Here is a 21,972-nt window from a genome sequence, read left to right as displayed (position 1 = left end):
GGGGGTACGGCGCCTCCCCGCCCGCCGCCGGCTCGGTGACGGCCCTCAGGGCTCGCGCCCCTGAGGGGCGCTAGGAGGGCAGCTCCTTCAGCTGGATGTCACGGAAGGACACCTGGTCCTCGGCGCCGTGGTTCTGGATGCCGATGTAGCCGTCCTTGAGGCTGCGGACCGGGTCGGTGTTGGTGAAGTCGTTGATCTTCTCTCCGTTGAGGAAGACCTGCAGGCGTTCGCCCTCGACCCGGATCTCGTAGGTGTTCCACTCGCCGGGCGGCCGCAGCACCCGGTCGCGGGTCCGGATGTCGGCCGACTTGAAGCCGTAGACGGCACCGGTGGTGCGGTCCGGGGCGTCGGTGGCGTCGATCTGGACCTCGTAGCCGTTGTTGACCGCCGACCAGGGGTCGTCGGAGGCGGGGAAGCCGACGAAGACGCCGGAGTTGTCGTCGCCCGCCATCTTCCAGTCGAGCTTGAGGGAGTAGGAGTGCAGCTCCTTGGCCTGGTACCAGAGCATGCCCATGCCGCCTTCGGTGCGCAGTTCGCCGTCGACGACGTCGAACCTGCCCGGACCGGCCTGCTTCCAGCCCTCCAGCGTCTCGCCGTTGAAGATCGGCCGGTAACCGGTCCTCGGCTTGCAGTCGGCGTCGACCTGTCCGGTGGCGTAGCGCAGCCCGCCCAGCAGGTGCTGCCGGAAGGCCGGCTCGGCGTAGGACTCCTTGGTGTGGCCGCCGCCGGTGTAGAAGGCGCGGCCGCCCTCGTAGGTCTGGCACCAGGCGATCGGGTGGTCGCCCTTCATGGTGCCGCCCGTGTAGCTGGTCTCGTCGAGCGTGGCGAGGACACGGGCCTGCTCGCGCGGGTTGGTGCGGTAGTTGTACCACTCGTCGGTGCGCTGCCAGGTTCCGTCGATGTGCGCGGTGGCCGGGTGGTCGTGGTCCTCGACGCGTACGGTCGCGGGCTGGATGTGCGGGTGCGAGGCGAAGTAGGCGCCGACGAGTCCGCCGTAGAACTCCCAGTCGTACTCGGTGTCGGCCGCGGCGTGCACGCCCATGTAGCCGCCGCCTGCGGCGACGTAGTCCTCGAACGCCTTCTGCTGGTCGGCGTTCAGGACGTCCCCGGTGGTGGACAGGAACACGACCGCGTCGTAGCGGGCGAGGTTGGCGGCGGTGAACTGGCGGGCCTCCTCCGTGGAGTCGACCGTGATGCCGCTGCTGTCGCCGAGCTCCTTCAGCGCGGTGATGCCGGCCGGGATGGAGTCGTGCCGGAAACCGGCGGTCCGGGAGAAGACGAGGACGCGCTTGGCGGCCTTGTCGACGGGCTCGTCGGAGATCCGGAAGTCGTCGACGTCGTACAGAGCCCCGGCTCCTCCCTTGAAGACGAGGAACAGTTCGGTGGTCCGCTTCGGGACCGACGTGAGCGGCACGTCGACGTTCTGGAAGGTGTCCCAGCCGCCGGTGACCGGCACCGGGGTGGAGCCGAGGAGGGTGCCGCTCGCGGACCCGGCCCGCACTTCCAGGATTCCGCCGGTGCCGCCTGAGGAGACGCGTGCGGTGAGCTTCGTGGATCCGGCGAGGTGGTACGGCGTGAAGGAGATCCAGTCGCCGTTGTGGATGTCGCCGACGGTCTTGCCGCCGTGGGCGCTCGCCTTGTCGTAGGTCTTGATGCCGGCGGAGTCGTCGAAGTGCTCGGCCTGCCGGTGGCGCGGCTGCAGCTTCGCCTGGTCGTGCGTGGTCAGCGGGGCCTGGCCGCCGCCTCCGCCGTCGGTGTACTCGGCATCGAAGACGCCGAAGATGTTGGCGTTGGGGTCGTGGCCGCCGTCGGCCGAGGTCTTGATCGTGCCGCTGCAGCCGTTGGCCGATGTCTCGGGGTGACCGTGGCTGTCGTGGCCGAGGATGTACGTCACCTTCACCTTGGCGCAGTCGACGGTCCCGTCCTCCGGGTCGGTGACCGTGACCTTGAAGGGGATCTCGTCGCCGAAGTCGAACATGGCGCCGTCGGCGGGCATGTCGAGCGTCACCTTGGGCGCGGTGTTGCCGACGACGACACGGACGCCGGCGGAGCCGGTGCGGCCGCTCGGGTCCTTGGCGGTGACGGTGGCGGTGTAGGTGCCGTTCTTCTTGTACGTGTACGTGGGATCGGCCGCGGTGGAGGTGCCGCCGTCGCCGAAGTCCCAGCTGTAGGTGAGGGCGTCGCCGTCCGCGTCGGTGGTCCCGGCGGAGGAGAAGGACACACGCAGGGGCGCCGTGCCGGAGGTCTTGCTCGCGCTCGCCTCGGCGACCGGGGAGCGTCCGCCGGTGGCGTTCTCGATGCGGTAGAGGCCGGAGTTCTCGTCGCCGCCGAACCAGGCGGTGCCGTAGTCGAGGACGTACAGCGCGCCGTCGGGGCCGAAGGCCATGTCCATGATCTGCGTGCCGGTCCACGGGACCGGGTTGATGGACTGCACGGCGCCGTCCGCGCCGTGTTCGATGCGCTTGATCCAGCGCCGGCCGAACTCACCGGCGAAGAAGTCCCCGTCGTACTCCTCGGGGAACTTCACCGGGGAGGTGGAGGCGGCGTCGTAGCGGTAGACGGGTCCGCCCATCGGCGACTCGGAACCGGTGCCGAACTCGGGTACCGATCCCCCGTTGTACGGGATCCACGCCGGCTGCGCGGGCGGCAGGTCGACCAGGCCCGTGTTGTGCGGCGAGTCGTTCTTGGGGGCGGCGCAGTCGAAGGCGGCGCCGGAGGTCTTGGTGGCGAAGTCGTAGTCGACGTAGGCGTCGTTGTTTCCGGTGCAGAACGGCCAGCCGTAGTTTCCGGGGCCGGTGACGCGGGCGAACTCGACCTGTCCGGCCGGGCCGCGCCGGGGGTCGGCGGCGCCGGCGTCGGGACCGTAGTCGCCGACGTAGACGATGCCGGTCTTCTTGTCGACGCTGAACCGGAAGGGGTTGCGGAAGCCCATGGCGTAGATCTCGGGCCGGGTCTTCTCGGTGCCGGGGGCGAAGAGGTTGCCCTCCGGGATCGCGTACGAGCCGTCGTCGTTCACCTTGATGCGCAGGATCTTGCCGCGCAGGTCGTTGGTGTTGCCGGAGGTGCGGCGGGCGTCGTAGGCGGGATTGCGGCCGGGGCGGTCGTCGATGGGGGTGTAGCCGTCGGAGGCGAAGGGGTTGGAGTCGTCGCCGGTCGACAGGTACAGGTTGCCCGCCGCGTCGAAGTCGATGTCGCCGCCGACGTGGCAGCAGATGCCGCGGGTCGCCGGGACGTCGAGGATCTTCTTCTCGCTGGCGTTGTTCAGGGTGCCGTCCTCGTTGAGGACGAAGCGGGAGAGCCGGTTCACGCCGTCGAACTTCGCGAAGTCCGCGGCGGTCCCCTCGTTGGGCGCGTCGCCCGCGGGGGTGTCCATCGGGGGCGCGTAGTAGAGGTAGACGAACCGGTTCTCGGCGAACTTCGGGTCCAGGGCGATGCCTTGGAGACCTTCCTCGTCGTGCGAGTAGACGGGGACGGTGCCGACGACCCGGGTGTTGCCGGCGGCGTCGGTCATGCGCAGCTCGCCGTTGCGGGAGGTGTGGAGCACGCTCCGGTCGGGGAGGACGGCGAGCGACATGGGCTCGCCGGTCTCCTCACCGCCCTTGGCGAGCGTGACCTGCTGGAACTCCGCGGCTGCCGACGTCGCTTCGGGGTCGGCTGCGGTTGCCGTGGTCGGCGCGGTGAGGGCGAGCGAGGTTGCAGCGAGGAGACTGCCGGTGAGGAGCGCGAGGGCCTTGCGGCCCCTGGGCCTTTTTCTGTGCACGGATGTCCTCCGGTAGTGGCCGGTCGAACGAGCGGGTTGCCGTGGAGCGCCGGGGGTGTCCCCCGGACCGCGCTCGCCTCGTGGAGCGGTGCTGTTCGCGGGTGCTCTTCCTTGAGCTGCGAGAGCTCCGCGCCGGGCTGGATGCCGTGGAACCGGAGTGCGCCGTCACTCCTGCACCACCTATGTCGTGTACACGAGATGGGACGGTAGCCGGGTTCAACCTGGACGGAAAGCCCTTGTGCAGCAACGAAGTTGAACTTCTTCCCGTAGCAGGACAAAGACGTACCCGGGCGTGCCGGACCGGCCCGGCGGCACTGTCGCCGTCGGGCTCGGACCAGGCATGTTCTACTGATCGCCACCCGAGAAGGCGGCGTCGAAGGAGGCGCTGGGGGGCTCGAAGTCGAACTGCCTCAGATGCGCAAGCGCTTGTGGCGCGCCGGCCAGCCGGTCCATCCCGGCGTCCTCCCACTCCACCGAGACGGGCCCGTCGTAGCCGATGGAGCGCAGCATCCGGAACACGTCCTCCCAGGGCACGTCGCCGTGCCCGGCGGAGACGAAGTCCCAGCCGCGGCGCGGGTCGCCCCACGGGAGATGGGAGCCCAGCCGCCCGTTGCGCCCGTCCAGACGCCTGCGGGCCTCCTTGCAGTCGACGTGGTAGATCCGGTCCCGGAAGTCGTAGAGGAAGCCGACCGGGTCCAGGTCCTGCCAGACGAAGTGGCTCGGGTCGAAGTTCAGCCCGAACGCGGGCCGGTTGCCGACCGCTTCGAGCGCCCGCTTGGTGGTCCAGTAGTCGTAGGCGATCTCGCTGGGGTGGACCTCGTGGGCGAAGCGGACGCCCTCCGTGTCGAAGACGTCGAGGATCGGGTTCCACCGCTCGGCGAAGTCCTCGTACCCGCGCTCGATCATCCGCTCCGGCACGGGCGGGAACATCGCCACCAGGTGCCAGATGGAGGAGCCGGTGAAGCCGATGACCGTGTCGACGCCGAAGGCCGCGGCGGCGCGCGCGGTGTCCTTGATCTCGGCCGCGGCCCGCTGCCGTACGCCCTCCGGCTCCCCATCGCCCCAGATGCGGGCCGGCAGGATGCCCTGGTGCCGTTCGTCGATGGGGTTGTCGCAGACGGCCTGGCCGACCAGATGGTGGGAGATCGCCCAGCAGGTGAGGCCGTACTTCTCCAGCAACGCGTGCCGGCCGTCCAGGTACGACGGGTCGGCCAGGGCCTTGTCCACCTCGAAGTGGTCGCCCCAGCAGGCGAGTTCCAGACCGTCGTATCCGAAGTCACGGGCCAGCCGGCAGACCTCCTCCAGCGGCAGATCGGCCCACTGGCCGGTGAACAGTGTGAACGGGCGTGGCATGGGACCTCCTTCTCAGACCTGTGCCTGTACGGCCTGGGCTGCTCGTTGTGCTCCCTCGTCCGCACCGGCCGCCAGTACGGGGGTGTAGACGGCGTTCTTCTGCGCGCTCTCCTCCACCGCGGCGAGCACCCGCTGCACCTGCAGCCCGTCGGCGAACGAGGGCACCGGCTGCGCCCCGGTGGCGATGGCCACGACCAGGTCGCGGGCCTGGTGGGCGAAGGTGTGCTCGTAGCCGAGGGCGTGGCCCGGCGGCCACCACGCCTCGAGGTAGGGGTGTTCCGCCTCGGTGACGAGGATGCGGCGGAAGCCCGCGGTGACGGCCGGCTCGCGGTGGTCGTGGAAGGAGAGCTCGTTGAGGCGCTCCAGGTCGAAGGCGAGCGAGCCGAGTTCGCCGTTGACCTCCAGGCGCAGGGCGTTCTTGCGCCCCGACGCCATCCGGGTCGCCTCGAACGATGCGAGGGCCCCGGAGGCGAGGCGCCCGGTGAACAGGGCCGCGTCGTCGACGGTGACCGGCCCCCGTTCCGCGCCGCCGGACGCGGTCAGACCTGCCGACGCCCCCCGCAGCAGCGGCCGTTCCCTCACGAAGGTCTCCAGCTGCGCCGAGACCCCGACCAGCACCTCCCCCGCCAGGTACTGCGCGAGGTCGACGATGTGCGCGCCGAGGTCGCCGAGCGCCCCCGACCCCGCGTGCTCCCGCTCCAGACGCCAGGTCAGCGGGAAATCGGGGTCGACCAGCCAGTCCTGGAGGTAGGTGACCCGGATGTGGCGCAGCGTGCCGAGCCGGCCGTCGGCGATGAGCCGGCGCGCGTACGTGAGGGCGGGCACGCGCCGGTAGTTGAAGCCCACCATCGCCAACTGGCCGCGCGCGCCAGCCGCTTCGGCGGCCCTCACCATGGCCTCGGCTTCGACCACCGAATTGGCCAGGGGCTTCTCGCACAGGACGTGTTTGCCCGCCTCCAGTGCCGCGATGGCGATCTCCGCATGGCTGTCCCCGGGTGTGCAGATGTCGACGATCTGCACATCGTCGCGGGCGACGAGGGCGCGCCAGTCGGTCTCCGCCGCCGCCCAGCCGTGCCGGTCGGCCGCCGCGCGCACGGCCTGCTCGTCGCGGCCGCCGATCGCGGCGAGGACCGGCCGCAGCGGCAGGTCGAACACCCGGCCCGCGGTGCGCCATCCCTGGGAGTGCGCGGCGCCCATGAACGCGTAGCCGACCATGCCCACGCCGAGTGTCGGTGCGCCTGCGTCACTGTCCCTCTGTTCCATACAGATCCTCCTCGTCGGTGTGCACGGTGGGGGCGGCGCGCCGGTCAGTTGAAGCCCGTCGGCAGGTACTCGTCGACGTTGTCCTTGGTGACGACGGCGGAGTAGAGGGTCAGGGAGGCCGGGATCTCCAGTTCGGCCATACCGCTGACTCCCTTGCCCTGTCCGAGCGCGCGCGCCAGGTCGATGGCGGAGGCCGCCATCGTCGGCGGGTACAGGACGGTGGCCTTGAGCACGCTGTTGTCGGCCTTGATGGCGTCCATCGCGGACTTGGCGCCCGCTCCGCCGACCATCAGGAAGTCGTCGCGCCCGGCCTGGGCGATGGCGCGCAGGGCGCCCACGCCCTGGTCGTCGTCGTGGTTCCACAGGGCGTCGAACTGCGACTGGGCCTGGAGCAGTTGCGCCATCTTGGCCTGGCCGGACTCGACGGTGAAGTCGGCGGCCTGGCGGGCGACCTTCTTGATGTTGGGGTAGTTCTTCAGGGCGTCGTCGAAGCCCTGGGTGCGCTGCTTGGTCAGTTCGAGGTTGTCGAGTCCGGCGAGTTCGACGACCTTGGCGTTCGGCTTGTCCTTGAGCTGTTCGCCGATGTAGCTGCCCGCGTTGAGACCCATGCCGTAGTTGTCGCCGCCGATCCAGCAGCGGTAGGCCTGCGGGGAGGCGAAGATGCGGTCCAGGTTGACGACGGGGATGCCCGCCTTCATGGCCTGCAGGCCGACCTGGGTGAGGGCCTTGCCGTCGGCGGGCAGGATGACGAGGACGTCGACCTTCTTGTTGATGAGGGTCTGGACCTGGCCGATCTGGGCGGCCGTGTCGTTGGACCCCTCGGTGATCTCCAGGGTGACGTCGGAGTACTTCTGGGCGCGTGACTTCGCGTTCTGGTTGATGGCGTTGAGCCAGCCGTGGTCGGCCTGGGGACCGGCGAAGCCGATGGTGACGGCCTTGCCGGGCTTGTCGTCGGCGACCGGGGCGTTGTTCGTGGCCTGTTCCTGCTTCTTGGGCTCGTTGCTGGTGCAGGCCGTCAGCAGCGCTCCGGCGGAGACGGCTGCGGTGCCGAACAGCAGTCCTCTGCGGCTGGTGGAGGGGATGTGGGGCATGGCGGATCGACCCTTCGACTGGGCGGTATGAGCGGTGCGGGTTGGGGGAGGTGCGGGGGTGCCGGGCCGTCAGGCGTCGGCGCCGCGCAGGGTGCGGCGCTGGACGAGGACGGCGGCGACGATGATCGCGCCCTTGGCGATCTGCTGGACGGCGGTCTCCAGGTTGTTCAGCGCGAAGATGTTGGTGATCGTCGTGAAGACCAGGACGCCGAGGACGGAGCCGACGATGGTGCCGCGGCCGCCGCTGAGCAGGGTGCCGCCGATGATCGCGGCCGCGATGGCGTCGAGTTCGTAGAGGTTGCCGTTGGTGTTCTGGCCGGACCCCGCGAGCACGATCAGCATGAACGCGGCGATGCCGCAGCACAGGCCGGACAGCAGGTACAGGTACAGGCGCTGGCGTCGGACGTCGATGCCGGCGAGCCGGGCCGCCTCCGCGTTGCCGCCGACGGCGACGGTGCGGCGGCCGAAGGTGGTGCGGTTGAGCAGCAGCCAGCCGATGACGGTGACGGCCGCGAAGACCAGCACCAGCGGCGGGATGCCGAGGATGTAGGCGTCCTTGACGCCGAGGTCGAGCACCTCGTTCACCGTGACGATCTGGGTCTTGCCGTCGGTGATCTGCAGGGCGAGTCCGCGGGCCGAGGCGAGCATGGCGAGGGTCGCGATGAACGGCACCATCCCGCCGTACGCGATGAGCACACCGTTGACCAGGCCGCAGCCCACACCCACGATGACGGCGGTGAAGAGGATGCCGGCGAAGCCGTACTCCTGGGTCGCCACGGTCGTGGCCCATACGGAGGCGAGCGCGACGATCGCGCCGACCGACAGGTCGATGCCGCCGCTGGTGATGACGAACGTCATGCCGACGGTGACGACACCGATGACGGACGCCTGGGTCAGCACCAGCTGGAGGTTGCCGGCCGCGAGGAACTCGTCGGGCTTGGTGATCCCGCCGACGGCGATCAGCACGGCGAGGACGCCGAGGAGCGAGAGGTTGCGGACGTCCGCGCGCAGTCCGAGCGGCTTGCGCCCCCCGCCTGCCGGTGCGGACGTGGCGGTGGCGGCCGGCGCGTCCTTCTGCGCCGCAGAGGCTGGCTGCGTCATGCCGTCGGGCTCCCTTCCATCACAAGGTCGAGTACGCGGTGTTCGTCGAGCTCCCGGGCGTCGGCCGTGTGCACGACGCTGCCTTCGCGCAGCACCAGCACACGGTCGGCGAGGCCCAGGACCTCGGGCACTTCGCTGGATACGAGCAGTACGGCGAGCCCTTCGTCGGCCAGCCTGCGGATGACGGCGTACAGCTCGGCGCGGGCGCCGACGTCGACACCGCGGGTGGGCTCGTCGAGGAGGAGCACCTTGCAGCCGCGCAGCAGCCAGCGGGCGAGCACGGCCTTCTGCTGGTTGCCGCCGGAGAGGGTGCGGATACGGGCGTCGGGGTTGTCGGGCCGCAGGGACAGTTCCCGGGTGGCCTGCCGGGCGGCGGCCCGCTCCCGGCGGTGGTCGAGCCAGCCGGCGCGGGAGAAGCGGGAGAGGGTGGAGATGGTGACGTTGCGGGTGACGGACTCCAGCATCAGCAGGCCCTGCGCCTTGCGTTCCTCGGGCGCGAGGCCGATGCCGGCGCGGACGGCGGCGCGGACGCTGCCGGGCCGCAGCGGGATGCCGTCGACGAGGACGCGGCCCACGGTGGGCCTGCGGGCGCCGTAGACGGTCTCCAGGAGCTCGCTGCGTCCCGAGCCGACGAGGCCGACGAGACCGACGATCTCCCCTGGCCGCAGTTCCAGGTCGACGGGCGCGAACTCGCCCTGCCTGGCGAGCCCTTCGACCCGCAGGACCGGCTCGCGGGCGGCGCCCGCCCCGCCCGCCGGCCGCTCGGGGAAGACGTACTCGACGTTACGGCCGGTCATCAGCGCGACGACGTCGCGGGTGGGTGTGGACTCGGCGGGCAGGCCGACGGCGACGGCGCGCCCGTCCTTGAGGACGGTGACACGGTCTCCGATACGGCGGATCTCCTCCAGCCGGTGGGAGATGTAGACGACGGCGACGCCTTCGGCGGTGAGGTCGCCGACGATGCGGAAGAGGTTGTCGACCTCGTCGGGGTCGAGGGCGGCGGACGGCTCGTCCATCACGATCAGCCGCACGTCGTGGGAGAGGGCGCGGGCCATGGAGACGATCTGCTGCTGAGCCGCGGACAGGTCGCCGACCTGACGTGCCGGGTCGATCTCGGTGTGTCCGAGCCGCCGCAGCAGCTGTGCGGTCGCGTCCCGGGCGGCCGCGCCGCGTACGACGAAGCCGGCCGCGGTCGGCTCGTGGCCCAGGAAGACGTTCTCGGCGACGGACAGCCCTTCGACCAGGTCGAGCTCCTGGTAGATCGTCGCGATGCCGAGGCGCATGGCGGCGATGGGCGACTTGAGCGACACGGTCTCGCCGCGCCAGGTGATCTCTCCGCCGTCGGGCTGGTGGGCGCCGGCGAGGACCTTGATGAGAGTGGACTTCCCTGCGCCGTTCTGCCCGAGGAGGCAGTGGACTTCGCCGGCCTGGACCTCCAGGTCCACGCCGTCCAGGGCACGGACGCCCGGGAACGACTTGGTGATGCCGGACATGGTGAGCAGGGGTGGTTCTGATGCCATGACGAATCCCCTCGGCGGGTGCGGCCGGTGAGCGGGCAGGGCGGATGAGGGTACGAGGGCGGGCCCGGGGCGCCCCCGTCGGTGCGGCGGGGGCGTGCGGGTGGGTGCACGTCGTGGTGCGGCTCGTGCGTCGACCGGTGCGGGTGGTGCGTAGGGGTGCGCGTGTGTGCTGCTCGTGGTGCCGGTGCTCGTGGTGGGGCGACGGTTGTGCCGTGCGGGTGGCGCCGGTGACGGCCGGGCCCCGGGGGTCGGAGGGACCGGTCGTGACGGACGGGAGTGCCGGTGGTGCCTGGCGTACGCGTGGTGCCTGGTCGTACGGGTGGTGCCGGTGGTGCCTGGTCGTGCGGACCGGTCCGGGATCGGGCCGGTGGATCAGGTGGATCAGGCGGGTGAGAACAGATGGTCGCTGATGAGCCGGGCCGCGCCGATCACTCCCGCCGTCGGCCCCAACTCCCCGAGCACGATGGGCAGGTTGCCCGTGGCCAGCGGCAGCGACTGCCGGTAGACCTGGGTGCGCACACTGGCCAGCAGCGTGTGCCCGAGACCGGTCACCCCGCCTCCGATCACCACGAGGCCGGGGTTGAAGAAGCTGACCAGCCCGGCGATGACCTGGCCGACCCGGTTGCCTCCCTGACGGATCAGGTCGAGGGCCTTGGCGTCGCCGGCCGCCGCGGCAGCGGAGACGTCCGCGGCCGTCAGCCGCCCGGCCGCCTCCAGCCGGGCGGCGAGTTCGGGCGAGAGTCCGGCGCGCGCGGCGTCCTCGGCGTCGCGGGCGAGCGCGGCACCGCTGAAGTGCGCCTCCAGGCAGCCCTTGTTTCCGCAGACGCACGCCCTGCCGTCCGGCTCGACCTGGATGTGTCCGATGTCCCCCGCGCTGCCGGTCGTACCGCGGTAGACCTCGCCGCCGACGACGATGCCGCAGCCGATGCCGGTGCCGATCTTGACGCAGAGGAAGTCACCGACCGACCGGGCGACGCCCGCATGCTGCTCCCCCATGGCCATCAGGTTCACGTCGTTGTCGACCATGACCGGGCAGCCGAGGTCCTGGCTGAGCGCCTCGCGGACCGGGAAGCCGTCCCAGCCCGGCATGATCGGCGGCGCGACGGGGACGCCCTCGGGGAAGCGGACCGGTCCGGGCACCCCGATGCCCGCTCCGTCGAAGCCTTCGGCGAGTCCGGAGGCCTTGAGCTTGTCCGCCATCGACAGAACCTGCTCGAAGACGGCGACGGGGCCTTCGCGTACGTCCATGGGGTGGTTGAGATGCCCCAGGACCTCCAGCTCCGCGTTGGTGACGGCGACGTCGATCGAGGTGGCGCCGATGTCGACGCCGAGGAAGCGCAGGGCGGGCGCGAGCCGGATGTTGTGGGAGCGGCGGCCACCCCGGGATGCGGCGAGTCCGTCCGCGACCACGAGCCCGGTCTCCAGCAGCCGGTCCACCTCGACGGCGAGCTTGGACCGGGACAGGTCCACCTGGTCGCCCAGCTGCGCCCGGGAGTTGGGCCCGCCGTCACGCAGCAGCCGAAGCAGTCGCGCCTGGTGCGCGTTCGCGGGTCGAGCCGTCATGCGCCTCACGTACCCCTCCCCTCCCCTGGCCCTCGGCCTCAGCCCTTGCGGCGCGGGGAACCCTGGTCTTCCGTCTGCTTTCGAGGGGAACGTAGCAGCGCTTTGCCCAAGTGGGAAGAACTTGCGCACAGTTACGGCGCAACTTTCTCCTCGCTCGGGACAAAGGTCGCTCACGCGTTGTGCAACACCGTGGAGAAGGCGTCTCCTTTCCACGCGTGAGGACCTGGCAGGCCTCCCGCGACCCACGACTGCGCGACCGAGAAGACCAGCACCGAGCACCTCTACGCGATCGCCGACGGCGACGTCACACCCGAGGAAGACGAACCCGAAGTCGCCTTCTGCATGGACGAGTTCGGCCCGCTCAAGTCCTGCCGCTGCCTGCGCTCGCTGCACCCGGTGGACGTCCGCATAGCGATCGTCTGCGACAACTACTCCCCACACCTGACCACCGAGCAGTGCCGGCGCTTCGCGACGTGGGCGGCGGCGAACAACGTGGAGAACGCCTACACCCCGACCAACAGCTCCTGGCTCCACCGACCCCGTCGGCCACAAGGTTCAGGGCGGCACGATCCGCCGCTACATCGTCCGGCGGAACAAACACGCCGCCGACGAACGCCTGCACGAAGTCGCCGGCAGGGCAAACGTGCTTGATCTAGATAGCGTCGCGGCACAGACAGAAGGGGTGGCCGGCCGAGTCGAAGAGTACCCGGACGTTTTCCTGCGGCTGGAACTCCGCCACGGTGGCGCCCAGGGCGACCGCCTCGGCGACCGCCGAGTCCAGGTCGCCGACCTGGAAGTCGAAGTGCATCATCGGGCGCTGGTCGCCGTCGGCCGGTGGCTGCACCGGAGCCCGATAGCCCTCCGCCTGCTGGACTACGAAGAACGGTCCTTGCGGGGAGGCGGCCACGATGGCCGTTCCCGGCTCTTCGTGCCCGATGTGCCAATCGAGGAGTTCGGCGTAGAACTTTGCCGAGCCGCTGGGTCCGGCGCTTCGATCGTGGTCCCCCACCACATGCCGCCTGTTCGAGATCGCATGCTTGAGCCTATCCGAGGCCCTCGGACACGCCGCTGCCGCCCGTTGGCGCCGGAGCGACTCAGCCCCGCGCAACACGACCGGGCGAACGTTTCCTGATGCGGCACCATTCGCCCTGTGGCGCGATGACGGCACCACCGAAACCATCCATGACCTGCTGCGCCGGCAGGCCCGCGGGATGCGCCTGCGGCGCGACGCCCCTACCGCCGTCGTCCTCGACTCACAGACCCATGCGGGCCTCGGTGAATGCGCTGAAGGACACGACCGGGCTGGATTCGGGCAAGAAGATCCCAGGCCGCAAGCGGGGCATGGCCCCCGACGCGCTCGGCCTGGTCATCGCCGTGTCGCGACCGCCGCGAGCGTGCACGACAACGCGATCGGGATCGCCCTGCTGGGCAAGATCGAGACCAGGCAGCGGCTGGTACAGGAGACCGCCGAGCGGCTGCGGGAGCAGATCGCCCGGGCTCACCGGGCAGCTCGCCGCCGCCGAAAATACCCTGGAACGCCTGGACATCACCTGGGAGACCATGACGGTGGTCCGGCCGCATGGGGCCGGACCACCGTCCGGGTGCGGTGCCGCTGCCGGCTGTCAGAAGTCGAACAGGTCGGTGACCTGGGACTGCGCCACACAACTGTTGGAGAACGTCCGTTCGTAGGAGACCCGGCGGCCCTCCCAGACGCCGTCCGCAGTGAGGGTGACAGGAGCGTAGATCTTCGGGCAGACGCGGTCCGAGTGCTCCTTCAGCGTGAGGGCGGGCCGGCCGTGGGCGCGTTCGAGATCCGCGCATGCGGCCGCGGCGCTCGGATGGGTTCCCTGGGCGGTCGGCATGCAGTCCAATGTGACGGCCCGTTCGACGGTGGCGGTGGACGCGCTGCTGCCCTGACCGGCTGTCAACACCAGGGCGGACGGGGCATACGTGCTGTCGGGCGTGCTCGCTGCGGCAGAGCCGGCCGTCAGGCCGACGACGCCCGCGACGACCCCGGCCATGCAGGTGATCTTGAAAGATGAATGACGCATCGAAGTCTCCTCCTGTGGACTGCAGAACCCCTTCAGCGTTGCTCGGGGCCGGGAGAGCGTCACATCGGTGCCCCCCACTTCGGACACCGGCGAGGGGGCAAGTGGGCCGAAAAGGGGCACAATCCAGGGTATCGAAATGGTGGGGATGCAGATTTGATGCCGATTCGTCTGCATGGGCTCTCGAAGAGCGGGCCGGCTTTACGCCTGTCAATGAGCCGTGACTCCTCGACCGAGATGACACCTTTTCAGCGGATGGCAGGGGCCGAGTCGTTGAAGCGGCATCAAAATTCCTCCGACGCGGATTTGCGTCAAGCTGTCACGTCACGTGCGGCCGGTGGTGTCGTCGGCGGGTGAAAATCCTTTGCCCAAGTCCCCTGAATGGCAGAGGAATTCCTGCCCGGGCGGTCTGCTGCCGGGGGCGGGCAGGACAATCTTCTCGCTCGGAAGTTGCTCCTTCATGCATCTGCTGTCCGGATCTCCGCCTGTTCATCGGGTCTCACGGAATCCGTCGGCAACGTCGATCCGATTCGGGGCAGTCGGTTCCGAACGCGGGCCGATCGGCCCCCATGGCAGGAAGGAAGGTCATTGCGTACTCGTCGTCGATTTCTTCGAGGCGGAATTGCCGCGCTGGCGGCGCTGGCCGTCGCCGGGACAACCGCAATCGTGCACCAGGAGGGGTCCGACCGGGCGACCGGGAGGGGGGAGGGCGGCGCGAGCCGGACCGGCAGCACGGCCGGCGAGCCGTTCGACGAGACCTACAGGGGCAGGCACATCCAGGGATGGCCTACTGATCACGGGCATCACGGGACCGGGGGCGGCTACCGCGTTCTGATCGACGGCGCCGAGCTGCACGTGATGCAGAACGGCGACGGGACGTGGGTCAGTCTCATCGATCACTACGAGGTCTTCGCGACGCCGCGTGCCCTTGCACGGTCGGCGGTCGACAATCTTGCCGGCGCCGACCTCGTGCCCAGCCCGGAGCATTCGTGAGCGTTGCGGAAAGGAGCAACTGACATGGCAGTTCGAAAAGACCAGTCCACGCTCACGTCCACGGAGAGGCGCGATTTCGTCGACGCCCTCCTCGGGGTCAAACGCAGCGGGCGCTATGACGACTTCGTGCGTACCCACAACGAATTCATCATGAGTGATACGGACCAGGGAGAACGGGTGGGCCACCGGTCTCCGTCCTTTCTTCCCTGGCACCGGAAGTTCCTGCTCGAATTCGAGTGGGAACTGCAACGAGTCGTCCCGTCCGTGACCCTGCCCTACTGGGACTGGAGCAGGGACCGTACGCCCGATTCCTCCCTGTGGGACTCCGACTTCCTGGGCGGTAACGGACGCAGTCGCGACGGCCAGGTGATGAGCGGACCATTCGCGAACCTGGCCGGGGACTGGTCCATCGACACCCAGGTGGACACCCGCCCCTTCCTCCGGCGTGCCCTGGGCGGCGGCGGAAGGTCATTGCCCACCCGCGCGGACATCGAGGCGGTTCTGTCGGTGGAGACCTACGACGCACCGCCGTGGAACAGCACCTCCTGGAGCTTTCGCAATCTCCTCGAGGGCTGGCGTGGCGTGAACCTGCACAACCGCGTGCACGTCTGGGTGGGAGGCCACATGGCAACGGGCGCGTCCCCGAACGATCCCGTCTTCTGGCTCCACCACTCCTTCATAGACAAGCTGTGGGCCGACTGGCAGACACGGCATCCCGCCTCACGCTATCTGCCCGACACCCCGACCGTGAACGTGGTGGACCTGGACTCCACGATGCGCCCCTGGAACGACGTCACGCCGCGCGACATGCTGGACCACACCCAGTTCTACACGTTCGACACGGAGCCCAGCCGTGTGCCGTGATGCGGGGCGACCGTGTCCGGTCCGTGGTGGCGGGACCCGCAGGACGCGTCCTAGTGCTCTTCCAGCCCTGACGGCCCGGCCGGAGTGTCAGCGGCCGTCGCGGCGCAACCTGTACCGCCACACCTCGTCGAGGTCGTACTCATGTGGGGTGCCGGGTGGCGGCGGGGGAAGACGGCGTGCCCCTTCCACACACCGCTCGTCGTCGTGACGGGCGAGCGCGTACACGGCGGCGACCCGGACCTGGCGGATCACATCGTCCAGCAGCGTGGCCATGGCGTCGGCGAGGGCGGGATCGCGGTCCTCGCCGTCTGCGACCGTGCGGCAGGCTCGCTGCCGTACCTCTGCGTCCGGGTCGGTCATCAGGTCCAGCAACGCGTCTTGGACGGCGGGGGAAAAGGCCGTTGGCCACGTGCTGAAGCCGGAGGCCACCGCGCGCCGCACCCGGACGTCGGGATGGTCGGCGTATGGAAGGAGGGCCGCGTCGGCACGCGGGTCGACGTGCTCGGAGAGGCCGACCAGCACCTCGGTGAGCACGGCTGCGTCCCTCTCCCGGCCCGACCGATCGGCGAAGAGTTCCAGGGCAGGGCCCGCGAACGATTCCTCGTCGCTGGTGTCGAACAGATGAGTCAGCCGCAACACCTCGGCGCCGAACAGCCGGTGGACCGGATCCGGGTGGGCGCGCAGGGCCGCAGCGGCGTCCGCCTTGCGCAGCGGCGGCACACCGTCCGGTCCACACTGCTCGGGGTCAGCGCCGTGCTCGGCCAGCAGATGGGCGGCGGTTCCGGCGTACAACTCGATCGCCAGGCACAGTGCGGGTGTTCCGCGTCCGTCACGCACGTCGGGGTCGGTGCCCGCCAGGAGCAGGCTTTCCACAGCGTCGGCGTCCCCGGCCCGTACCGCAGATATCAGGAAGAGCTCGGAGTCCACCTCGCCGCTCACACCTGCACCAGTGCTCCCGCCCATGTGCGCCCCCGTCACGTTTTGGCAGTTCGTCAGTTCATGACCCCGCCGACATCGGGCGCCGCGCCAACAGGCTGAAGAACTTCCGGGCCGTGGCCACGAGGTACGACAAGCGGGCCTACGTGATCCGCCGGTTGGAACCTGGCGGTGAGGCGCTCGAAAACCAGTGGAGCAGCGCCGCTGTGCGCCATTACCGTGCTGCCGAGCCAAGTCGTCGAGTCAAGGACGTGCCGTTGTACACCCTGTGAGACCTCCCGAGCGCTGATGTGTCGCGCGTCGCGCATGTGCGCCGCGCTCCTTTTTGCTGCGGACTTCTCACTGAAACCGGTGTACTTCTGTGCTCGAAAACTGGGTGGTCGTGCCCACCTGCCTGCCCCTCGTTCGCCGCCGTTGCCGCGCGTGCGCGTCCGAGCGCTTCCGGGCAAGCGGTAAATTTCGTGTCAACGCCAACCACAAGCTCATCGACGCCTGGCTCCTCGCGCTCTGTACCGCTTGCGGGGAAACTTTAAAGCTCACGGTCCTGGAGCGGATGAATGTGCGCTCCGTACGAGCTGAGCTGCTGGACCGGCTGCATGACAACGACCCTGGCCTGGCAGCTGAGTTGCTCCAGGACCCGGTCGTGCAGCGCCGCAATCGCATCGCCCTCGACTGGGACAACGCCTGGCGCCTCGACACCGGCGGATCGGATCACCTGGACCTCGAGGTGATCGACGTCTCGGTCCGCTTCGCGGCGCGGATCCCTGTCGGGCCGGTGCGACTGATCGCTGAGGGTTGCGGTCTTTCGCGGGCCGAGGTCGAGAGACTGATCACGAAGGGGAAACTCGTTTCGGCAGTCCGGCTGAGCGGCAAGCTCTCCGGCGACTTCACCTTCACGCTCAAGCGCTGAGCCCTCCTCGGGACCACGGGCCTGTCCGGCATGATCCGCCGGACAGGCCTTGGTCTAGGACTGTTCCCGCTGGTGGTAGGTCGTGCGGGTGTGCTCCGTGCGCTCCCGCATGATCTCCGTGGCGCGCTGCTCGTCTCGCGCCGAGATGGCCGCGATCAGGTTGCGGTGCTCGATCCACGACTGGCGGCCGCGCTGGCGCGCCACGGGCGTGTAGTACCAGCGGACACGGCGGTCGACCTGGGCGGCCAGCTCGGCGAGGACGCTGTTGCCCGCGAGCTCCATCACCTTGGCGTGGAACGCCGCGTTGGTGGCGACCGCCTGGTCGACGTCGTCGTCCGCGACGGCCTGCTCTCCCTCGGCGCACAGGGCTTCGAGCGCTTCGATGCCCGCGGTAGCGGAGTTGGCCGCGGCGAGGCGGGCGGCCTCGGCCTCCAGCAGGGTGCGCACCGACAGCAACTGGTCGGCCTCGGCCTCGGTCGGCTCGTGGACGAACGCGCCCTGGGCCGGACGCAGGTCGACCCAGCCCTCGGTGTTGAGACGCTGGAGCGCCTCGCGCACGGGCTGGCGGGAGACGCCGAGGTGGCCGGCGAGTTCGCTCTCGACCAGGTGCTGGCCGGGGCGCAGGGCCCGGGTCGTGATCAGTTCGAGAAGTGCCTCGTACACGCGCTCGCGCAGCGGGCCCGGTCGTTCCAGCTTGGGCACGGTCCCCTGGGGCAGTCCTGCGGACAACATCACGGTCCCCCTCGAGGCCGACAGCAACGGCGAAGCGACGCGGATTGGTTATCGTCTACAGTCTACCGAGCAACGACGCCCGCACCGAGATTCGCGTCACTCCACCGCACTCCGTCACCAGAGCCGCCGGCTCACAGGAACGGTTCGAGGCGGTCCAGGAAGACCCGCTGCGATGCGACCAGCTTCTCGCGTGCGGTCCCGACGCCGAACCACTCGGCCCGGTCGATCTCGGGGAACTCCTGCTGGACGCCCGATCCCCGCGGCCATTCCATGGTGAAGGTGCCCGGCACGACGAGGGACGTGTCGAGGTCGCCCTCCATCGCCCACACCGTGACGACCTTGCCGTTCGACTGCCGTGTCTCGCCGAGGGGAATCCAGTCGCCGACGGGCGGCTGGAGCCCCAGTTCCTCCTCGAACTCCCGTCGCGCAGCGGCCATCGGGTCCTCGTCCGGGGTGTACTCGCCCTTGGGGATCGACCAGGCCGCGTCGTCGCGGGACGCCCAGAACGGGCCGCCCATGTGCCCGAGCAGGACCTGGACCCGGGCGTCCCGCCGCCGGTAGAGCAGGAGTCCGGCACTTCGCTTCGTCGCCATGCCGCCCAGTGTGACGGCACGCGCTCAGGGGCAGCGGATGACCTGGCCCGCGTACGACAGGTTTCCGCCGAAACCGAAGAGGAGGACCGGGTCGCCGGAGGTGATCTCGCCGCGCTCGACGAGCTTGGACAGGGCCATCGGGATGGAGGCCGCGGAGGTGTTGCCCGACTCCACGACGTCGCGGGCGACGACCGCGTTGACCGCGCCGATCCGCTGGGCGACGGGCTCGATGATCCGCAGGTTGGCCTGGTGCAGGACGACGGCGGCCAGTTCCTCGGGCGCGACACCGGCCCGCTCGCAGACCTTGCGGGCGATGGGCGGGAGCTGCGTGGTGGCCCACCGGTAGACGGCCTGCCCCTCCTGCGCGAAGCGCGGCGGGGTGCCCTCGATGCGTACGGCATGCCCCATCTCGGGGACCGAGCCCCACAGGACCGGGCCTATTCCTGCGTCCTGGCCGGGACGGACGGCTTCGACGACCGCGGCGCCGGCGCCGTCTCCCACGAGCACGCAGGTGGTGCGGTCGGTCCAGTCGGTGATGTCGGCCATCTTGTCGGCGCCGATGACCAGGGCCCGGGTGGCCGCTCCCGCGCGCACCGTGTGGTCCGCGGTGGCGAGCGCGTGGGTGAAGCCCGCGCAGACGACGTTGAGGTCCATCACCGCGGGCGAGCCCATGCCCAGCCGCGCCGCCACGCGTGCGGCCGTGTTGGGCGAGCGGTCGACGGCCGTGGAGGTGGCGACCAGCACGAGGTCGATGTCGGCCGGGGTGAGACCGGCCGAGGCCAGGGCCTTGGCGCCGGCGTGCGCGGCCAGCTCGTCGACGGGCTCGTCGGGGCCCGCGACGTGCCGGGTCTCGATGCCCACGCGGCTGCGGATCCACTCGTCGCTGGTGTCGACGAGGGCCGCCAGGTCGTCGTTGGTGAGCACCTTCGGGGGCTGGTAGTGCCCGACGGCGACGACACGTGAGCCGGTCATGGATGGTTCCCCCTCGGGACGATGCCAGGTGCATCCCCAGTGTTGGCGGCTACCCACCGGTACGACGGCAGCTGATCCGACAAGCTTCACCGGCCGGACTTTGGAGCTTCTCCCACGGAACCCCGCGATTGCCGGGCACGGACCCTGCCACCCCCTCAAAGGAATACTGTAGACAATATTCTGTCGACTCACCCTCATCACCGTCCGCCCAACGGAGTCGACGCCGCTCCCGGCGGCCGAGTGGATCAAGGAATACGAGGCGAGGCCGGACCGCTTCGGCCCGGACGCGGCCCGCGTCGACGAGGAGCCGAAGATCGACAGCGACCTCTACGTGCGCGACTACGACAAGTGCATCCTGTGCTACAAGTGCGTCGACGCCTGCGGCGAGCAGTGGCAGAACACGTTCGCGATCGCCGTCGCGGGCCGCGGCTTCGACGCCCGCATCTCGACGGAGCACGACGCACCCCTCACGGACTCGGCGTGCGTGTACTGCGGCAACTGCATCGAGGTTTGCCCGACAGGGGCGCTGTCCCTCACGTCCGATTCGACATGCGGGCCGCCGGCACCTGGGACGAGTCGGCGCAGACGCGGACCACCACGGTGTGCGCGTACTGCGGCGTCGGCTGCAACCTGACGCTGCACGTGCAGGACAATGAGATCGTCAAGGTCACCTCGCCGCACGACAACCCGGTGACCCACGGCAATCTCTGCATCAAGGGCCGTTTCGGCTACCAACACGTACAGAATCGGGTCTGATCTCATGGGACGGGTCACCGAGCGCCGCCGCACCATCCGCATCCGGGACGGGGTTGTGTCCTCGCGCCCCGACACGCTGGTGGCGGAGGAGCCGCTGGAGATCCGGCTCAACGGCAGGCCCCTGGCGATCACCATGCGCACCCCGGGCGACGACTTCGCGCTGGCGGCCGGGTTCCTGGTCAGCGAGGGGGTGCTCGGGGCGGCGGAGGAGCTCCAGTCGATCGTGTACTGCGCGGGGGCGCAGGCCGACGGTTCGAACACCTACAACGTGGTGGACGTGGAACTCGCGCCCGGCGTCGCCGTTCCCGACATCACGCTGGAGCGCAACGTCTACACGACGTCGTCCTGCGGGCTGTGCGGCAAGGCGAGCCTGGACGCCGTCCGGACGACCGCCCGGTTCCCGATCGCCGACACTCCCCCGGTCCGCGTCGAGCCCTCCTTGCTCGCCGGCCTCCCCGACCGGCTGCGCGCTGCGCAGCAGGTCTTCGACCGGACGGGGGGCCTGCACGCGGCGGCACTGTTCTCGCCCGAGGGCGAACTGCTGGACATACGGGAGGACGTGGGCCGGCACAACGCCGTCGACAAGCTCGTCGGCCGCGCCCTCCGGGACGACCGGCTGCCGCTGTCCCGGTCGATCCTCCTCGTGTCCGGGCGGGCGTCGTTCGAGCTGGCGCAGAAGGCGGTGATGGCGGGCATCCCCATGCTCGCGGCCGTCTCCGCGCCGTCGTCGCTCGCGGTGGACCTGGCGGCCGAGACGGGCCTGACACTGGTCGGCTTCCTGCGCGGCGCCAGCATGAACGTGTACGCGGGCGACGAGCGCATCGCCCTGGGCACCGAGGTCTGAGCGCCCCGCGGCACGGGACAGCGACCCGGCCGGCGGGGAGCGCCCCCTGCGCCGGCCGGGTCCTTCCGTCCCGGGCGGCGACGGCTGTACGGACAGACCTCCGGGCGTTTCCGGCCGCCGCCCACGAAACGATCAATGAAACGACCGACGATACGACCGCTGCCGATCTGCGGGAATAGCGGTGGGTGACCGCTCCGGATGCGCAGGCCCGGGGGCGTTGCTTCGCTGAGGTGGTCCGCTCTCCCTCAGATCAAGGAGCGATCATGAGCGTTTCAGGTGACCCCGGCCGCCGTTCCGAGCAGATGCGCCAGAAGGTGCAGGACCTGCAAGAGGCCGCGGAGCGCGCGACCGACCCGGACGAGCGCCGCCGGCTGCAGGACCAGGCCCGCAGGCTCCGCGCGCAGAGCAAGCAGGCCAACCTCCGGGGCGACGAGGACATCGACCCCATGTGACAACGCGAACCGGCGGCAGGTCCCTGGCGTCCACGCGCACCTCTCGGGACCGCCGGTCGTCCGACCACGGTGCGGACCGCGCAGGCTGCACCCGCCCGCGACCGACCGTGGCAACGGCGGCCCTCCTCCCCGGCCGGGGAGGGGGGGGGCCGCGGCGGCCGGCCCGGGCAACGCGGGCGCCCCCCCCCCCCCCCGGAGGACAAGGGGGGGGGGGGGGAAGA

General features: G+C 70.1%; 19 protein-coding genes and 2 pseudogenes. 7 read left to right on the top strand and 14 right to left on the bottom strand.

All coding sequences use genetic code 11. The annotated features are described in order from the left end of the window. Positions 1-70: 70 nt before the first annotated feature. The 7 genes from ACWD0A_RS10080 to ACWD0A_RS10050 form a co-directional block, all read right to left on the bottom strand. Positions 71-3,760 (bottom strand): ThuA domain-containing protein, encoded by a 3,690-nt coding sequence (locus ACWD0A_RS10080; RefSeq protein ID WP_451296440.1) that lies wholly within the window; start codon positions 3,758-3,760, stop codon positions 71-73. 345 nt (positions 3,761-4,105) lie between these two features. Continuing rightward, positions 4,106-5,113: a sugar phosphate isomerase/epimerase family protein gene (locus tag ACWD0A_RS10075; protein ID WP_451296438.1), complete on the bottom strand. Its 1,008-nt coding sequence runs from the start codon at positions 5,111-5,113 to the stop codon at positions 4,106-4,108. Positions 5,114-5,125: 12 nt separating this feature from the next. Continuing rightward, on the bottom strand, positions 5,126-6,376 hold the full coding sequence (locus ACWD0A_RS10070) for a Gfo/Idh/MocA family protein (RefSeq protein WP_451296436.1): 1,251 nt from the start codon (positions 6,374-6,376) through the stop codon (positions 5,126-5,128). 44 nt (positions 6,377-6,420) lie between these two features. Then, complete coding sequence (locus ACWD0A_RS10065) at positions 6,421-7,467, bottom strand: substrate-binding domain-containing protein (RefSeq protein ID WP_451296434.1); 1,047 nt, start codon at positions 7,465-7,467, stop codon at positions 6,421-6,423. Between the two features lie 69 nt (positions 7,468-7,536). Then, positions 7,537-8,568, bottom strand: a complete 1,032-nt coding sequence (locus tag ACWD0A_RS10060) for an ABC transporter permease (protein ID WP_451296432.1) — start codon at positions 8,566-8,568, stop codon at positions 7,537-7,539. Continuing rightward, positions 8,565-10,088: a sugar ABC transporter ATP-binding protein gene (locus ACWD0A_RS10055; protein ID WP_451296430.1), complete on the bottom strand. Its 1,524-nt coding sequence runs from the start codon at positions 10,086-10,088 to the stop codon at positions 8,565-8,567. Before ACWD0A_RS10055 ends, ACWD0A_RS10060 begins: the two co-directional genes overlap by 4 nt. A gap of 381 nt (positions 10,089-10,469) precedes the next feature. Then, positions 10,470-11,651, bottom strand: a complete 1,182-nt coding sequence (locus ACWD0A_RS10050; RefSeq protein WP_451296428.1) for an ROK family protein — start codon at positions 11,649-11,651, stop codon at positions 10,470-10,472. A gap of 188 nt (positions 11,652-11,839) precedes the next feature. Here ACWD0A_RS10050 and ACWD0A_RS10045 point away from each other — a divergent pair. Next, positions 11,840-12,297: pseudogene (locus tag ACWD0A_RS10045) on the top strand (IS630 family transposase); the annotation flags it as partial. 6 nt (positions 12,298-12,303) lie between these two features. Here the strand turns inward: ACWD0A_RS10045 and ACWD0A_RS10040 are convergent. From ACWD0A_RS10040 to ACWD0A_RS10030, 3 genes are all read right to left on the bottom strand, one after another. Beyond that, a complete protein-coding gene (locus tag ACWD0A_RS10040; RefSeq protein WP_451296791.1) occupies positions 12,304-12,660 on the bottom strand; it encodes a VOC family protein in 357 nt (118 codons plus the stop codon). Between the two features lie 244 nt (positions 12,661-12,904). After that, positions 12,905-13,213, bottom strand: a complete 309-nt coding sequence (locus tag ACWD0A_RS10035) for a hypothetical protein (RefSeq protein WP_451296426.1) — start codon at positions 13,211-13,213, stop codon at positions 12,905-12,907. Between the two features lie 60 nt (positions 13,214-13,273). Further along, the gene (locus ACWD0A_RS10030; protein ID WP_451296424.1) at positions 13,274-13,702 is read right to left on the bottom strand and encodes a subtilase-type protease inhibitor; all 429 of its coding nucleotides are present in this window, start codon (positions 13,700-13,702) and stop codon (positions 13,274-13,276) included. Between the two features lie 585 nt (positions 13,703-14,287). Here ACWD0A_RS10030 and melC1 point away from each other — a divergent pair. Further along, entirely contained in the window at positions 14,288-14,692 is a 405-nt protein-coding gene (gene melC1 / locus ACWD0A_RS10025) for an apotyrosinase chaperone MelC1 (RefSeq protein WP_451296422.1), read from the top strand. Between the two features lie 24 nt (positions 14,693-14,716). Next, the gene (melC2, locus tag ACWD0A_RS10020; protein WP_451296420.1) at positions 14,717-15,556 is read left to right on the top strand and encodes a tyrosinase MelC2; all 840 of its coding nucleotides are present in this window, start codon (positions 14,717-14,719) and stop codon (positions 15,554-15,556) included. Positions 15,557-15,643: 87 nt separating this feature from the next. Here melC2 and ACWD0A_RS10015 read toward each other — a convergent pair whose 3' ends face one another. Then, the gene (locus tag ACWD0A_RS10015) at positions 15,644-16,495 is read right to left on the bottom strand and encodes a HEAT repeat domain-containing protein (RefSeq protein ID WP_451296418.1); all 852 of its coding nucleotides are present in this window, start codon (positions 16,493-16,495) and stop codon (positions 15,644-15,646) included. A gap of 358 nt (positions 16,496-16,853) precedes the next feature. Here ACWD0A_RS10015 and ACWD0A_RS10010 point away from each other — a divergent pair, with 358 nt between their 5' ends. Continuing rightward, a complete protein-coding gene (locus ACWD0A_RS10010) occupies positions 16,854-17,402 on the top strand; it encodes a DUF1062 domain-containing protein (RefSeq protein ID WP_451296416.1) in 549 nt (182 codons plus the stop codon). A gap of 54 nt (positions 17,403-17,456) precedes the next feature. Here ACWD0A_RS10010 and ACWD0A_RS10005 read toward each other — a convergent pair whose 3' ends face one another. The 3 genes from ACWD0A_RS10005 to ACWD0A_RS09995 all read right to left on the bottom strand — a co-directional run bounded on the left by ACWD0A_RS10005 (position 17,457) and on the right by ACWD0A_RS09995 (position 19,699). Beyond that, positions 17,457-18,134, bottom strand: coding sequence for a GntR family transcriptional regulator (locus ACWD0A_RS10005; protein WP_451296414.1), 678 nt, complete (start codon positions 18,132-18,134; stop codon positions 17,457-17,459). Between the two features lie 131 nt (positions 18,135-18,265). Beyond that, complete coding sequence (locus ACWD0A_RS10000; protein WP_451296412.1) at positions 18,266-18,727, bottom strand: NUDIX domain-containing protein; 462 nt, start codon at positions 18,725-18,727, stop codon at positions 18,266-18,268. A gap of 24 nt (positions 18,728-18,751) precedes the next feature. After that, entirely contained in the window at positions 18,752-19,699 is a 948-nt protein-coding gene (locus tag ACWD0A_RS09995) for a beta-ketoacyl-ACP synthase III (RefSeq protein ID WP_451296410.1), read from the bottom strand. Positions 19,700-19,916: 217 nt separating this feature from the next. On the opposite strand from ACWD0A_RS09995, the pseudogene ACWD0A_RS09990 reads away from it, so the two are divergent. The 3 genes and pseudogenes from ACWD0A_RS09990 to ACWD0A_RS09980 all read left to right on the top strand — a co-directional run. Beyond that, a pseudogene (locus ACWD0A_RS09990) lies at positions 19,917-20,455 on the top strand (4Fe-4S dicluster domain-containing protein); the annotation flags it as partial. Positions 20,456-20,459: 4 nt separating this feature from the next. Then, on the top strand, positions 20,460-21,299 hold the full coding sequence (gene fdhD / locus ACWD0A_RS09985) for a formate dehydrogenase accessory sulfurtransferase FdhD (RefSeq protein WP_451296408.1): 840 nt from the start codon (positions 20,460-20,462) through the stop codon (positions 21,297-21,299). Positions 21,300-21,562: 263 nt separating this feature from the next. Next, complete coding sequence (locus ACWD0A_RS09980; protein WP_451296406.1) at positions 21,563-21,751, top strand: DUF6381 family protein; 189 nt, start codon at positions 21,563-21,565, stop codon at positions 21,749-21,751. The last annotated feature ends 221 nt before the right edge of the window (positions 21,752-21,972 follow it).

It is taken from the genome of Streptomyces sp. NPDC002867 (assembly GCF_053591895.1).
The sequence above is the reverse complement of the archived record's forward strand: the minus strand, read 5'-3'. Positions and strand labels throughout refer to the sequence as shown.

Bases quoted from the DNA above. Each gene is read 5' to 3' on its own strand.
- ACWD0A_RS10075 (WP_451296438.1), bottom strand. From the start codon at position 5,113: ATGCCACGCCCGTTCACACTGTTCACCGGCCAGTGGGCCGATCTGCCG.
- ACWD0A_RS10070 (WP_451296436.1), bottom strand. From the start codon at position 6,376: ATGGAACAGAGGGACAGTGACGCAGGCGCACCGACACTCGGCGTGGGC.
- ACWD0A_RS10065 (WP_451296434.1), bottom strand. From the start codon at position 7,467: ATGCCCCACATCCCCTCCACCAGCCGCAGAGGACTGCTGTTCGGCACC.
- ACWD0A_RS10060 (WP_451296432.1), bottom strand. From the start codon at position 8,568: ATGACGCAGCCAGCCTCTGCGGCGCAGAAGGACGCGCCGGCCGCCACC.
- ACWD0A_RS10055 (WP_451296430.1), bottom strand. From the start codon at position 10,088: ATGGCATCAGAACCACCCCTGCTCACCATGTCCGGCATCACCAAGTCG.
- ACWD0A_RS10050 (WP_451296428.1), bottom strand. From the start codon at position 11,651: ATGACGGCTCGACCCGCGAACGCGCACCAGGCGCGACTGCTTCGGCTG.
- ACWD0A_RS10035 (WP_451296426.1), bottom strand. From the start codon at position 13,213: ATGGTCTCCCAGGTGATGTCCAGGCGTTCCAGGGTATTTTCGGCGGCG.
- ACWD0A_RS10030 (WP_451296424.1), bottom strand. From the start codon at position 13,702: ATGCGTCATTCATCTTTCAAGATCACCTGCATGGCCGGGGTCGTCGCG.
- melC2 (WP_451296420.1), top strand. From the start codon at position 14,717: ATGGCAGTTCGAAAAGACCAGTCCACGCTCACGTCCACGGAGAGGCGC.
- ACWD0A_RS10005 (WP_451296414.1), bottom strand. From the start codon at position 18,134: ATGTTGTCCGCAGGACTGCCCCAGGGGACCGTGCCCAAGCTGGAACGA.
- ACWD0A_RS10000 (WP_451296412.1), bottom strand. From the start codon at position 18,727: ATGGCGACGAAGCGAAGTGCCGGACTCCTGCTCTACCGGCGGCGGGAC.
- ACWD0A_RS09995 (WP_451296410.1), bottom strand. From the start codon at position 19,699: ATGACCGGCTCACGTGTCGTCGCCGTCGGGCACTACCAGCCCCCGAAG.
- fdhD (WP_451296408.1), top strand. From the start codon at position 20,460: ATGGGACGGGTCACCGAGCGCCGCCGCACCATCCGCATCCGGGACGGG.
- ACWD0A_RS09980 (WP_451296406.1), top strand. From the start codon at position 21,563: ATGAGCGTTTCAGGTGACCCCGGCCGCCGTTCCGAGCAGATGCGCCAG.